Raw genomic sequence first — 12735 nt, 5'->3', positions numbered from 1 at the left:
TCGTACGGGTCTTTGAAAATCGGGTCAGGCCGAGGGGGCCGGGTTGCGGGACAGGTCCCAGATGTTGGGCAGTGTGCTGTTGCTGTAGCCCGAGATGAAGGGTTTGCGCGTGCCGTCTTCGAGGTACACGCTGCGCTGCACGGCACCGATGTTGGCACCGTAGACGTGGATGCTGATGGAGGTCTGGCCATCCACCGCGTTGCCCACGCGGTGCACGTCGCCGATGCTGGGGGACACGGCCTCCACCTGGCCGGGCTGCAGGCGGTGCGGCGCGCCATCGGCGGCCCAGCGTCCGTCTGCAGTACGGGCAAAGGCCTGCGAATCCTCGGCACCGCGCAGCATGCCGATCAGGCCCCACACCGTGTGGTCGTGGATGGGCGTGGCCTGGCCCGGGCCCCAGACAAAGCTCACCACCGAGAAGCGGCCCAGGGCGTCGGCATGCAGCAGGAACTGCTGGTAGCGCTCGGGGCTGGGCTGCGCATAGGCGGCGGGCAGCCAGTCGTCATGGGCCACGAGCGCGCCGAGCAGGGCGCCACCGCGTTCGAGCAATTCAGGCTCGAGCGGGGCGCTTTCCACCAGCGCCGCCAGCTGCTGCACGAAGTGGCGCAGGCGGGCGGTATCGGGCGAAGTCGGGGCGGCGGTGGGGGCTGCTGGTTCTTTGGCTGGGGAGGCGAGGGCATTCATGCCCTGCATTGCATCAGGGTTGGGCCCAGGGGTGTGCGCAATCTTTTGCATATCCATCTCCGTTTTTCTTCGTTCTCATTTTGCTGCCCAGCATTTGCAATGCGGTTGTGCGGTGCTTGCCACCGTTGTCTTCATTACACATGAGGTGCAGGGCATGAACAACAAGGGCCAGGTTCTGGGTGGGGGAGAAGCGCGCTGGTCGCGCCGGCAGTTGCTGCGTGCAACAGGGGCGGCCACGGTGGTGGGCGCCTCGGGCGTGGTGGGCAGCCAGGTGCTGGCGGCCGGCAAGCTGCGCGAGGTGAAGCTGGCATGGAACGCCAACGCCATCTGCCTGTCGGCCGCCCCCGTGGCGATCGAGCGTGGCATTTTTGAAAAACACGGCCTCAAGGTCGAGCTGGTCAACTTCGCGGGCTCCACCGACCAGTTGCTCGAAACCATCGCGACCTCCAAGGCCGATGCCGGCCTGGGCATGGTGCACCGCTGGATCAAGCCGCTGGAGTCGGGTTTCGACGTGAAGCTGGTGGGCAGCTCGCACGGCGGCTGCTCGCGCCTGGTGGGCTACGAGGCGGCGGGCGTGACCAGCCTGCAAAAGCTCAAGGGCAAGACGATTGCCGTGTCGGACCTCAACAGCCCGGGCAAGAACTTCTTCTCGGTGCTGCTGGCCAAGGCCGGCCTGAACCCCGAGAAGGACGTCACCTGGCGCCAGTTCCCCGGCGACATGCTGGGCCTGGCGGTGGAAAAGGGCGAGGCCCAGGCCATTGCCGACGGCGATCCCAACCTGCTGCTGATCCAGCGGCGCACCAAGGGCCTGGTGGACCTGGCCTCCAACCTCTCGGGCGAGTACGCGGCCAAGACCTGCTGCGTGCTGGGCGTGAGCGGCGCCATGGTACGCAACGACAAGGGCTCGGCGGCGGCCCTCACGCGCGCCATCATCGAGGCTTCGGACTTCGTGGCCGACAACCCCAATGAGACGGCACGCATCTTCAGCCCGTATTCCAAGGTGCCGCAGGAAGACCTGCGCGCCGTGCTGGGCACGCTCACGCACCGCAGCCACCCGGTGGGCACCTCCCTGCGCCAGGAGATCGAGTTCTACGCGCGCGATTTCAAGCTGGTGGGGGTGCTCAAGCCCTCCACCGACCCCGCGCGCTTTGCCGCACATGTGCACGCCGACGTTCTGGCCTGATCCCGCCATGAGCACCGTTGCCGACCATATCCTGCCTGCACCCGCATCCGTGGCCGATGCGCCCCGGGCACCCCGTGCGGCGGCGCCCGCCGCCAGAGCGGCTGCGCCCGCCACCTTCGGCGCGGCCCAGCCCATTCCCGCCATCTGGTGGACGGGCCTGGTGGCTGCCGTTGCCTGGGCGGCCCTGGGCCTGCTCACCTACCTGTGGCCCAACAAGCCGGCGGGCTTCAGCGAATGGGAGTTCACCCAGGAATTTGCCTTTGGGGCCGGCGCCGTGGCCCTGGCATTGGTGGCGCTGGCCCTGGCACCGGCGGCCTTCGGTGCCGTGGGCCGGCGTGCGCGCCGCGCGGGTCCCTGGCTCGTGGCCATTGCCGTCGGCCTGGCGGTCTGGGAGGTGTTCACCGCCAAGCTGGGTACCCTGCCGCCCCCGTTCTTTGCCCCGCCGCAAAGCCTGGTGGAGGTGTATGTGACCGACTGGGCGCGCCTGCTGGAGAGCGCCGGCGCATCCATCCGCTTGCTGGCCCTGGGCATTGCCATCGGCGCGGCGGCGGGCTTCGTCACCGGCGTGCTGATCGGCTGGTCGCGACAGGCCAGCTACTGGATCCACCCGGTGCTGCGCATCCTGGGGCCGGTGCCCACCACGGCGCTGCTGCCGGTGAGTTTCTATTTCTTCCCGTCGAGCTGGTCCACGGCGATCTTCCTGATCGCATTGGGCACGGCCTTTCCGGTGGCCATCCTCACCTGGTCGGGCGTGGCGGGCGTGCACAAAAATTACTACGACGTGGCACGCACCATGGGCGCATCGCCCTGGTTCCTGGTGCTGCGCGTGGCCATACCGGCCGCGCTGCCGCAGGTCTTCGTGGGCCTGTTCATGGGCCTGGGCGCGGCGTTCTCCACCCTGGTGGTGGCCGAGATGCTGGGCGTGAAGGCCGGCCTGGGCTGGTACCTGACCTGGGCCCAGGGCTGGGCGGCGTACCCCAACATGTATGCCGCACTGATCGTGATGGCGCTGCTGTTCTCGGGCGTGATCACCTTGCTGTTCGTACTGCGCGACCGGGTGCTGTCGTGGCAGAAGGGGGTGGTGAAATGGTGAGTACAGCGATTGCCGCCGAGGCGGGCGCCGCAGCCCGGGTCACTGGTGCGCGCATCGACGTGCGCAATGTGAGCCACTGGTTCGACCTGCCCGCAGGCCCGCTGCACGTCATCGACGAGCTCGACCTTTCCATTGCCCCCGGCGAGTTCGTGGCGCTGCTCGGGCCCAGCGGTTGTGGCAAGAGCACCTTGCTCCGCCTGGTGGCGGGGCTCGAGCCCGCGACCACGGGGGAGTTGCTACAGGACGGCACCCCCATCACCGAGCCCGATCCCTCGCGCATCGTGGTCTTCCAGGACCCGACGCTGTTCCCCTGGCGCACGGTCTGGGACAACGTGGCCCTGGGCCTGCAGGCGCGCGGCATCCTGCGCCAGCAGCGCCACCGGGTGGACCAGGCCCTCAGCCTGGTGGGGCTGCAGGACTTTGCCAAGGCCTTTCCGCACCAGCTGTCGGGCGGCATGGCGCAGCGCGTGGCGCTGGCGCGGGCCCTGGTCAACGACCCGAGCCTGCTGGTGCTCGACGAACCGCTGGGCAAGCTCGACTCGCTCACGCGCCTGTCCATGCAGACCGAGCTGGTGGACCTGTGGCAGCGCACCGGCTTCTCGGCCCTGCTGGTCACGCACGACGTGGAAGAGGCGCTCTTCATGGCGCAGCGCGTGGTGGTGTTCTCCGACCGGCCGGCGCGTATCCAGCAGGTGCTGGTGAACGATTTGCCTTACCCACGCCACCGCGGCGACCCGCGCCTGGCCGCGCTGCGCCATGAGGCTCTGGCCCTGCTGGGGCTGGATGCGAGCTGGTAGGCCGGGCTGTTGTCGCCGGAACTGTTGAACGGCCTGCTCGAAGGCCTGCAGGCCGCGCAGCAAGGGCTGCGTGCCCTGTTGCACGCGTTGGGCCTGGCTCCTGAAGTGCACGGCCAGCCCGCCTGGCCTTGGGGGCAGCGCATTGCGGCCGAGATGCTGGTGGTGGATGCCGGCCATGCGCGGCGCGTTCTGCTGTCGCTGGTGTGTGCGGGCGCCGCCTTAGTCGTCTTGTTGGTATCGCTGCCCTGGCGACGTGCGCGTCTTCCCCTCTGGGCGCTGGCCATTGCCTTGCTGGTGTTCGCCCCCTGGCCCCAGGCGCACCTGCTGCTGGCGCCGGCCGTGGCGACCAGCCTGCACCAGTCGCCCACCGGCTTTGCTGCGGCAGGCATCGTGCGTGGCCAAGCCACCTACCAGCAGCACTGCGTGCGCTGCCATGGCACCGACGGCCGCGGAGAGGGGCCCGACGCGCCGCAGCTCGTGCAGTGGCCGCCCAACCTGAACGGCGCACTGCTGTGGAAGCGGCTCGACGGCGAGTTGTTCTGGCGCGTGCGCGAGGGCATGCACAACCGCGCGGGCGTGCCCACCATGCCCGGCGTGGGCGGCGCATTGAGCGACGCGCAGATCTGGGAGGTGCTCGACTACCTGCAGGCCCATGCCGCCGGGCAGATGCTGCGCGAATCGGGCACCTGGGACCGCCCGGTGCGCCTGCCGGCCATGGCCGTGCAATGCCGCCAGGGTGGCGCGCGACACAGCCGCGAGCTGGTGGGGCAGCGCGTGCGCGTGGCCGTGGCGGGGCCCGGCGTGCAGCCCGTGGCCGACGACCCGCGCCTGGTCACCCTGGTCGCCGGCGTTCTGCCTGCAGGGGGCGATTCCGAATGCCGGCCGCAGGCAGACCTGCATGCTCTAGACCAGGCTCTGGCGCTGGTCCTGGGCATCCCGGCCGCCGAACTGCCGGGCTACCAGTTGATCGTGGACCGCGCCGGCTGGCTGCGTGCCCGCGGCCAGCCAGGCAAGGCGGCCTGGTCCGAGGACGACCTGGTCTGCCGCTCGACCACCGTGCCCGGGGCGCCCCCCGATGTACCGGTGGCGGTCGCCGCCGTCGCACCGGGCGACGGGCTGGAGGCGCTGATCCGCCGCATGGACGCAGAACCGGTGCGGCTCACGCGCGGTGGCTTTCCGCACTGAATCGGATGGGGGCGGACTGGCGCGCCCCTACTTGCGGCTCTTGCGGTACACGTCGCCCACCGAATTGGTCAGCGATGCCTTGTCGGGCGCTACGCGCATGGTCATCGGCCGTTCCTTGCCGCCCGCGATGCAGGTGAGCAGCAGCACGCCGGCACCCGGTTGGTAGCGGCAGTGGGCATAGGCCTTCTGGCTGTCGCGCAGCACCACCGTGCCCTGGGCGTCGAAGTCCATGAAGTCGTCGGTGAAGCCGGGCTTCTTGCGGTCTTCGGCCAGTTGCCAGGTGCCGGCCAGCCAGCCGGTGCCCTGCTGCGCCAGGGCGCTGCCGGAGAGTGCCAGCAGTGCGATGCCGGCCAAGGTGTGTCGAATGTCCATGACCGCTTACTCCTTGCGTCCCCACGCGAAGTAGATGCCGCCCAGCACCAGGATGACGAGCGGCATGCCGATGGCCACGAAGCCCTGTGCCTGGACGTGCCGCAGGTTGGCCAGCAGCCAGAGCCCGCCGACGGCCATGCCGGCGATTCCGGCCTGGGTCTTGCGGTTCATCTGAAACCCTCCGGGGCGGGTACGGCAGGCACGGCCATCCCTTGGTTGCAATGCATGAAAATCCCTCTCTCGTCGTGTTATTTCCGGCATTTTGCCAGGGCTGCGCTCAACCCTCCAGCGCGTTCATGGCGAACGGCGCCGCCGTCAACATGCGCAAGTCCTGCGCATGGGGTGGGGCCGGGGGGGGGCAGTAGTGACCGCACACCGCAGCAGTGGCCGCAGGCGGTATGTGCGCAGTGAATTTGCAAACGCGGTTTTCTTCGTTGGCTGACAGCGGTGGGCGTTCCATCATGGACCGGTTCATTTACTTGCCTCACCAGGAGCCCGCTATGCCCGTCCAGTTCATCGGCATGATCCAGCCGCACGAAGTCTCTGAAACCATCGCCCGCAAGGGCCCGGCCGTGGATGCTGCTTATGTGCGCGTGTTCGCCCAGGCGCACGAACACGCAGGTTTCGACCGCATCCTGGTGCCCGCCAGCTCGTCCAGCCCAGACACCCTGCTCACCGTGGCCTATGCCGCGTCGGTCACCGAGAAGATCGGCTTTCTGCTGGCCCACCGCCCGGGCTTCGTCGCGCCCACGCTGGCGGCGCGCCAGCTGGCCACGCTGGACCACTACACCGGCGGGCGCCTGGCGGTGCACTACATCAGCGGCGGCTCCGACGAGGACCAGCAGCGCGACGGCGACTTCCTGGGTCATGACGAGCGCTATGCCCGCACCGATGAGTACCTGCAGTTGCTGCGCCGCGTGTGGACGGCCGACAAGCCCTTCGACCACGAGGGCGCGCACTACCGCGCCAGGGGTGTCTGGTCCGAGGTCAAGCCGTTGCAGCAGCCCTATGTGCCGATCTATTTCGGCGGCGCCTCGGCGCCCGCGTTGCAGGTGGCCGGCAAGCATGCCGACGTGTATGCCCTGTGGGGCGAGTCGCTGGCCCAGGCCGGCGACCTGGTGCGCCGCGTGCGCGCCGAGGCCACGCTGCATGGCCGCGAGGTGGAGTTCAGCATCTCCTTTCGCCCCATCCTGGGCAAGACCGAGGACGAAGCCTGGGCGCGCGCCGAGCAGATCCTCGAAGACACGCGCCGCCTGCGCGTGCAGCAGGGCTACTCGCGCGGCGTCGGTCCCCAGCAGAGCGAAGGGGCCCAGCGCCTGCTGGCCGACGCCGCCAAGGGCGACCGGGTGGACGAGCGCCTTTGGACCGCGATTGCGCGCGAGATCGGCGGGCGCTCCAATTCCACTTCGCTTGTGGGCACGCCCGAGCAGGTGGCCGACGCCTTGCTGAAATACTACGACCTGGGTATCACCACCTTCCTGATCCGCGGCTTCGATCCGCTGGTGGATGCCATCGACTATGGCCGTGAACTGCTGCCCCTGGTGCGCGCCAAGGTGGCCGAGCGGGACCGGCAGACCGCAGCACATGTGGCGCTGAAGGTGGCCTGAGCACCGCGCCTTGCGGGCAGATGCGGCGCGCACTTCTTGCGAGTGCGCGCCGCAGTGCTTTTGGGCTCAGGCGGGTGGCTGCACAGCGCCTCTTGCCCCAAATGCCCCGCTGAAGCTGCGGTCCCACAGCGGGGCCACCTGGGCCGGGCCATCGAGCACGCCCAGCTTCAGAAAGGTATCGGCCACGGCCTGGTGGCCCTTGACCACGCCATCGTCCACGGCGCGCAGGTCGTAGTCGGTGCTGCGGTTGTTCCACAGCTCGATCAGGTCGCCCACCGGCACGCGGGTTTCTTCCGACTGCGCGCGGGCATAGGCCAGGTAGTTGCCATTGGCCCAGAGGTAGGCGCGGCGCAGGCGCTGCAGGTAGTCGCTGATGGCGGCGTGTTTGAGCCGGTCCTGCACAGACCTGGGGTTGGCATAGATCGGGAAATTGCCCGAGAGGTAGCCATCCCCGGTCTTGAGCACGCGCGCGCCGTAGCGCAGGCGCGCCAGCTGGCCGTTGTAGCCATAGATGGCCCAGGCATCGAGGTCGCCCCGGTCAAAGGCCGACAGGCCGTCGGCCGGTGTGAGGCTCACAGGCGTGATGTCGGCAAACGACAGGCCCGCTTCGGCCAGCTGCCGGCTCAGAAAATAGTGCGAGGTGGTCGCGCGCACATAGCCCACGCGCTTGCCCCTGAGGTCGGCGATGCGCGTTATGGGCGCGTCCTTGCGCGCCAGGGTGACCTGGTTGTTCAGATCCTCGCGCGTGACGGCGATGAAGCGCACCTGCGCCTTCTGCCGCGCCGCGAACAGGGCCGGTATCTCGCTGCCCGAGCCCAGGTCCAGCGCGTCGCCGTTGATGGCCTCGATGTGCAGCACGCCGTTGTTGAGCTCGCGCCACTCGATGCGGTAGGGCGTCTGGCCCTGGCCGCTGGCCGCGATGAGGGGGCGCCACAGGCCCTTGTAGGTGCCGATGCGCAGGGTGACCTTGGAGAGGTCGGTGGCACCTGCCGCCACGGCGGGTGCGCCTAGAGTGGCCAGGGTGGCCGCACCCAGGCCGGCGCGCAGCAGGGTGCGGCGGTGGGTGCCGGAGGTGGTTGGCAATGGCATGGAGAAAGTCCTTTCGTCGTTCTGCGGGAATGCCAAGGTTCCAGCAACCGCTTTCCCGCTCCAACGACCATTGCGTAGCATCGATATGCGCAAATCAGCGGTCCGCAGCATGCGCCCCGCCTCATGCCAAAACCGAATGTGCACACGCGCTTTTCTTCGTTGGCGGTGCCGGGGGCGGCCTTTATGGTGGGCAGCACATTCCCCAGACACAAGGCCTCCCGATGTCCTCCTCAGCCACGCTGCTGCCTCCGCTGAACCTCCACGCCCGGAACCTCGCCCCCCAGCGCAAGGACTGGTTCGATCCACCGCCAGCGCGCCCCACGCTGGAGGCCGAGCGCCGCCACCGGCAGGAGAACCTGGCCGTGGCCTTTCGCCTGTTCGCCCAGCATGGCTTCGACCATGGTCTAGCGGGCCACATCACGGCGCGCGACCCGGAGTGGGCGGACCATTTCTGGGTCAACCCGCTGGGCCTGCATTTCTCGCAGATCAAGGTGTCGGACCTGTTGCTCGTGAACTCTCAGTGCGAGATTGTGGTCGGCAACGGTCCGCTGAACCGGGCGGCGTTCGCCATCCACGCGGCGCTGCACGAGACGCGGCCCGACATCGTGGCCGCTGCGCACACGCATTCGACCTACGGCAAGGCCTGGTCAGCGCTGGGCCGCCGGCTCGACCCGCTGACGCAGGACTCGTGCATCTTCTACGAGGACCATGCGCTGTTCGATGACTTCACGGGCGTGGTGCTGGAGACGGACGAGGGCTTTCGCATCGGCCAGGCCCTGGGCAACCAGAAAGCCGTGATCCTGCAGAACCACGGTATTCTGACGGCCGGCCCTTCGGTGGAAGCAGCCGCCTGGTGGTACATCGCACTCGAGAACGCCTGCCACACCCAGTTGCTGGCCGAAGCCGCAGGCGTCCCCCGGCCCATCCGGCCCGAAGTGGCACGCCACACGCATTCGCAGATCGGCGGGCCGGGCGGGGCGCATTTCACCTTCAAGAGCCTGTTCGACATCGTGGTGCGCGAGCACCCTGAGGTGCTGCAGTGAATGCGCCTTTGAGCGCGGGCCAGTTGGCCCGCACGCTGGCCGTTGAGTTCGGCGCGCGCGCTGCCGTGCATGACCGCGAAGGCAGCTTTCCGCACCGCAATTTCACCGAGCTGCAGCAGGCCGGTCTGCTGTCGCTGGCCGGGGCGCGCCACCTGGGCGGGCAGGGCGCCTCGCTGGCCCAGTTGGGCGAGGTGATCGGCGCCGTCGCACAGGGCTGCCCGGCCACCGCGCTGGTGCTGACCATGCAGTACATGCAGCAGCGCGCCATGGGCCGGGCCGGATCGCCCTGGCCTGAGGTGTTGGCGCGCCAGCTGGTGCAGGAGTCGGTGCGCGAGGTGTCGCTGATCAATGCCCTGCGTGTGGAGCCCGAGCTGGGCTCGCCCGCGCGCGGCGGCCTGCCGGCCACGGTGGCACGCCGCGCGGGTGAGGGTGCGGGCGCAGGCTGGCGCATCACCGGCCACAAGATCTATTCGACCGGCGCACCCATCTTGCGCTGGTACCTGGTGTGGGCCCGCACCGACGAGGAGGTGCCACGCACCGGCGCCTTCCTGGTGCGGGCAGGGGCGCCCGGCATCCGCATCGACCCCTCCTGGGACCACCTGGGCCTGCGCGCCAGCGGCAGCCACGATGTGCATTTCGACAGCGTGCCGGTGCCCGCCAGCCATGCGCTGGAACTGCGCCTGCCGCAGGACTGGGCGCGGGGTGACTCCGCCGTGCAGGCCGAGATGGTGGTCCTGCTGGGCGGGCTCTACACCGGTGTGGCACGGGCTGCGCGCGCATGGCTGCTCGACTTCCTGCGCACGCGCAGCCCCGCCAGCCTGGGCGCGCCGCTGGCCAGCCTGCCGCGCGTGCAGGAGGCCGTGGGCACGCTGGAAGGGCTGCTGCTCACCAATGAGCGCTTGCTGCGCGGCCTGGCGGCCGACGTGGATGCCGGTGTGCCAGTCTCGTCGGTGGACAGCGGCCTGATCAAGTCCACCGTGACCCACAACGCCGTGCATGCGGTGGAGGTCGCCCTGTCGCTCACCAGCAACCACGGCCTGGCCCGGCGCAACCCGCTGGAGCGCCATTTGCGCGACGTGCTGTGCGGTCGCATCCACACGCCGCAGGATGACAGCGTGCATGTGGCGGCGGGCAAGGCTGCGCTGGGCTGACGGGGCAATGCGGTCCGGGGTGCCGACCCCGGACCGATGTCCGCTGCATGCGAAAACCGCATATCCATGGACGCAAGGCTTCGTTGGCCTGGCGCGCGGCGGGTGCTGCAATGAAGCCTGTCCAACCCGATCACTTCTTGTCCAACGCCACCATGCTGCGCCGCCAATTCAACCACCTGCTCACCGCCTCCGTCGCCGCCAGTTCCTTTCTATCGCCGGTGCTCACCCACGCACAGTCCCGCGTGCTGTTGCGCGCGGGCGACCAAAAAGGCGGGCTGCAGGCCCTGCTCGACGCTGCAGGCGAGCTCAAGAACCTGCCCTACGACATCAAGTGGAGCGAGTTCCCGGCCGCTGCGCCGCTGGCCGAGGCGCTCAACGCCAATGCCGTGGACTTCGGGCCCATCGGCGATGCGCCGCTGCTGTTCACCCTGGCCGCCGGCAGCCGCGTGAAGGCCTTTGCCGCCAGCCGCTCCGATGCCTATGGCACGGCGGTGCTGGTGGCTCCGAATTCACCGCTCAAAACGGCGGCCGACCTCAAGGGCAAGAGCATTGCGACCAACCGCGGCTCCATCGGCCACTTCGTCACGCTCAAGGTGCTGGAGTCGGCGGGCCTCAAGGCCGACGATGTGCAGCTGCGCTTCATTCCCCCGCCGGACGCCAAGCTCGCGCTGACGCAGGGTTCCGTCGACGCCTGGGCCACCTGGGAGCCCTATACCGCGCTGGCCGAAACCAGCGGCCACGCGCGCGTGCTGGTCAACGGGCGCGGGCTGTGGAGCGGGCTGAGCTACCTGGCCGCCACCGAGGTGGCCCTGGCCGAGAAGACCGCGGTGCTGCAGGACTTCAAGGAGCGCGTGGTGCGCGCCCAGGTCTGGTCCTACCAGAACGCCAAGCCCTTCGGCCAGTCGCTCGCGCGCATCATCGGCATCCCGGCCGACGCCGCGCAACTGCAGTTCGAGCGCCGCGCCACGCGCTGGCAGGACATCGACGCACAGGTGCTGGCCGACCAGCAGCGCACGGCGGATTTCTACCTGGCGGCCGGCCTCCTCAAGCAGCGGCTGGAAGTGCGGGGCACCTTCGATACGCGGTTCAATACCAAGGCCTGACGGCAGAGGCCTCGCGCCCCAGGGCATTTGACCCGCCGCCTGCAGCCTGGCGCGCTGCGCCGCACAATCGGCGCCTATGCATTCTTCCTCGACGATGCTGCGCCTGATCAGCGTGGCGGCCTTCTCCAGCATGGCATCCATGCGCGTGTGCGATCCGATGCTGGTCACCCTGTCCCAGGAGTTCCATGTCACCACCGGCGATGCATCGGCGGTGATCGCCGCGTTCGCGGTCGCCTACGGCGTGCTGCAGCTCTTTTACGGTCCGCTGGGTGACCGCTTTGGCAAGGTGCGCGTGATCATCGGCGCCACCTTTGCCTGCGCGGTCTTCAGTGCCGTCACGGCGCTGGCACCGAGCTTGCCAGTATTGGTGGTCTCTCGCGCGTTCATGGGCGCGGCGGCTGCGGGCATCATCCCGCTGTCCATGGCCTGGATCGGGGACAGCGTGGCCTACGAGCAGCGCCAGGAGACGCTGGCCCGGCTCATGGTGGCCACCGTGTCGGGGATGATGGCCGGCCAGTGGTTCGGAGGCTTCGCGGTGGAGGCCCTGGGCTGGCGCTGGGCGTTTGCCGTGCTGTCGGTGCTGTTCCTCACAGCTGCCACCATGCTGCTGCGCCAGATGCGTGCCACGGTGGCGGGTGCTGCAGCGGCGGGTGAGCATCCGGCCGAGCCGGCTGCCTTCTCGCTGCCAGCCTACCTGGCCACCACCGGGCGCCTTCTGCGCATGCCCCGGGTGCGCTGGGTGCTGGCCATCGTGGCGGTGGAGGGGGCCCTGGGCTTTGGCACCATGGCCTTCGTGCCCGCGCGCATGGTCGACGGCTTTGGCCTGTCGGCCTCGGCCGCCGGTGGCGTGATGGTGCTCTATGGGGTGGGCGGGCTGGTCTACAGCCTGATGGCGCGCCGCTGGCTGGCCCTGCTGGGCGAAAAAGGCCTGGCCCTGCTGGGGTCATTGATGATCGCTGTGGGCCTGCTGCTGCTGGCCTGGGCGCCCCTGGTGCATCTGGCGGTGGTGGGCTGCTTCTGTGCAGGCCTGGGTTTCTACATGCTGCACAACACCTTGCAGGTGCAGGCCACGCAGATGGCGCCCGAGGCACGGGGCACGGCCGTCACGCTGTTCGCCTGCCTGCTGTTCCTGGGCCAGTCGGTCGGTGTGCTGGCAGTGGCGGCCAGCGTGGACCGGGGCTGGATCGCGCAGGTGTTCTCGATGGCCGCAGCGGGCGTGGTGGTGCTGGGCGTGCTGGTCTCGCGCAGGGTCCAGGGGCGGGTGGTGGCGGTCGCTGCGTAGGGGCCCTTGATCCGGGGGTGCATGCCCGGCCCCCGGCTTGGAAGCAAGAGGGTATGCGCGGGCCCGCAGCCTGCCGGTTCACCGATATAAAGGAAACGGTCAGGCGGGGTCCCGCATGGTGCGGGACCTTGTGGCCGTGAGGTGCC

General features: G+C 69.2%; 13 protein-coding genes. 9 read left to right on the top strand and 4 right to left on the bottom strand.

Translation table 11 applies throughout. The features are described from left to right. Nucleotides 1-24 precede the first annotated feature (24 nt). Complete coding sequence (locus ACSQ3Y_RS21060; RefSeq protein ID WP_436178761.1) at nt 25-684, bottom strand: cysteine dioxygenase; 660 nt, start codon at nt 682-684, stop codon at nt 25-27. Between the two features lie 154 nt (nt 685-838). Between ACSQ3Y_RS21060 and ACSQ3Y_RS21055 the strand changes: the two genes are divergently transcribed. The 4 genes from ACSQ3Y_RS21055 to ACSQ3Y_RS21040 are packed head-to-tail and all read left to right on the top strand — an operon-like array spanning nt 839 to nt 4942. Then, nucleotides 839-1867, top strand: a complete 1029-nt coding sequence (locus ACSQ3Y_RS21055) for an ABC transporter substrate-binding protein (RefSeq protein WP_436178760.1) — start codon at nt 839-841, stop codon at nt 1865-1867. 7 nt (nt 1868-1874) lie between these two features. After that, nucleotides 1875-2960: an ABC transporter permease gene (locus tag ACSQ3Y_RS21050; RefSeq protein WP_436178759.1), complete on the top strand. Its 1086-nt coding sequence runs from the start codon at nt 1875-1877 to the stop codon at nt 2958-2960. Continuing rightward, a complete protein-coding gene (locus tag ACSQ3Y_RS21045) occupies nt 2954-3757 on the top strand; it encodes an ABC transporter ATP-binding protein (RefSeq protein WP_436178758.1) in 804 nt (267 codons plus the stop codon). The genes ACSQ3Y_RS21050 and ACSQ3Y_RS21045 overlap by 7 nt, the downstream gene beginning before the upstream one ends. Nucleotides 3758-3766: 9 nt before the next feature. After that, nucleotides 3767-4942 carry a c-type cytochrome gene (locus tag ACSQ3Y_RS21040; RefSeq protein WP_057206977.1) on the top strand — a complete coding sequence of 392 codons (1176 nt, stop codon included), beginning with the start codon at nt 3767-3769 and terminating at the stop codon, nt 4940-4942. A 27-nt stretch (nt 4943-4969) separates the two neighbouring features. Here ACSQ3Y_RS21040 and ACSQ3Y_RS21035 read toward each other — a convergent pair whose 3' ends face one another. Then, nucleotides 4970-5314, bottom strand: coding sequence for a hypothetical protein (locus tag ACSQ3Y_RS21035; RefSeq protein ID WP_436178757.1), 345 nt, complete (start codon nt 5312-5314; stop codon nt 4970-4972). A gap of 6 nt (nt 5315-5320) precedes the next feature. Continuing rightward, entirely contained in the window at nt 5321-5485 is a 165-nt protein-coding gene (locus ACSQ3Y_RS21030) for a hypothetical protein (protein ID WP_157421898.1), read from the bottom strand. Between the two features lie 329 nt (nt 5486-5814). On the opposite strand from ACSQ3Y_RS21030, the gene ACSQ3Y_RS21025 reads away from it, so the two are divergent. Next, entirely contained in the window at nt 5815-6921 is a 1107-nt protein-coding gene (locus tag ACSQ3Y_RS21025; protein ID WP_057265593.1) for an LLM class flavin-dependent oxidoreductase, read from the top strand. 66 nt (nt 6922-6987) lie between these two features. On the opposite strand, the gene ACSQ3Y_RS21020 is transcribed toward ACSQ3Y_RS21025, so the two are convergent. Beyond that, nucleotides 6988-8010 carry an ABC transporter substrate-binding protein gene (locus ACSQ3Y_RS21020; RefSeq protein ID WP_436178756.1) on the bottom strand — a complete coding sequence of 341 codons (1023 nt, stop codon included), beginning with the start codon at nt 8008-8010 and terminating at the stop codon, nt 6988-6990. 221 nt (nt 8011-8231) lie between these two features. On the opposite strand from ACSQ3Y_RS21020, the gene ACSQ3Y_RS21015 reads away from it, so the two are divergent. The 4 genes from ACSQ3Y_RS21015 (at nt 8232) to ACSQ3Y_RS21000 (ending at nt 12589) form a co-directional block, all read left to right on the top strand. Then, nucleotides 8232-9053: a class II aldolase/adducin family protein gene (locus ACSQ3Y_RS21015; protein WP_436178755.1), complete on the top strand. Its 822-nt coding sequence runs from the start codon at nt 8232-8234 to the stop codon at nt 9051-9053. Next, complete coding sequence (locus tag ACSQ3Y_RS21010; protein WP_436178754.1) at nt 9050-10204, top strand: acyl-CoA dehydrogenase family protein; 1155 nt, start codon at nt 9050-9052, stop codon at nt 10202-10204. The genes ACSQ3Y_RS21015 and ACSQ3Y_RS21010 overlap by 4 nt, the downstream gene beginning before the upstream one ends. A 152-nt stretch (nt 10205-10356) precedes the next feature. Then, nucleotides 10357-11307 (top strand): ABC transporter substrate-binding protein, encoded by a 951-nt coding sequence (locus ACSQ3Y_RS21005; RefSeq protein ID WP_436180149.1) that lies wholly within the window; start codon nt 10357-10359, stop codon nt 11305-11307. A gap of 76 nt (nt 11308-11383) precedes the next feature. Next, complete coding sequence (locus ACSQ3Y_RS21000; protein WP_436178753.1) at nt 11384-12589, top strand: MFS transporter; 1206 nt, start codon at nt 11384-11386, stop codon at nt 12587-12589. Nucleotides 12590-12735 lie beyond the last annotated feature (146 nt).

Origin of the sequence: Acidovorax sp. LjRoot66, from assembly GCF_964253305.1 — a bacterium.
Taxonomy (GTDB): Bacteria; Pseudomonadota; Gammaproteobacteria; order Burkholderiales; family Burkholderiaceae_C; genus Acidovorax.
This window is presented reverse-complemented; position numbering and strand designations above follow the sequence as displayed.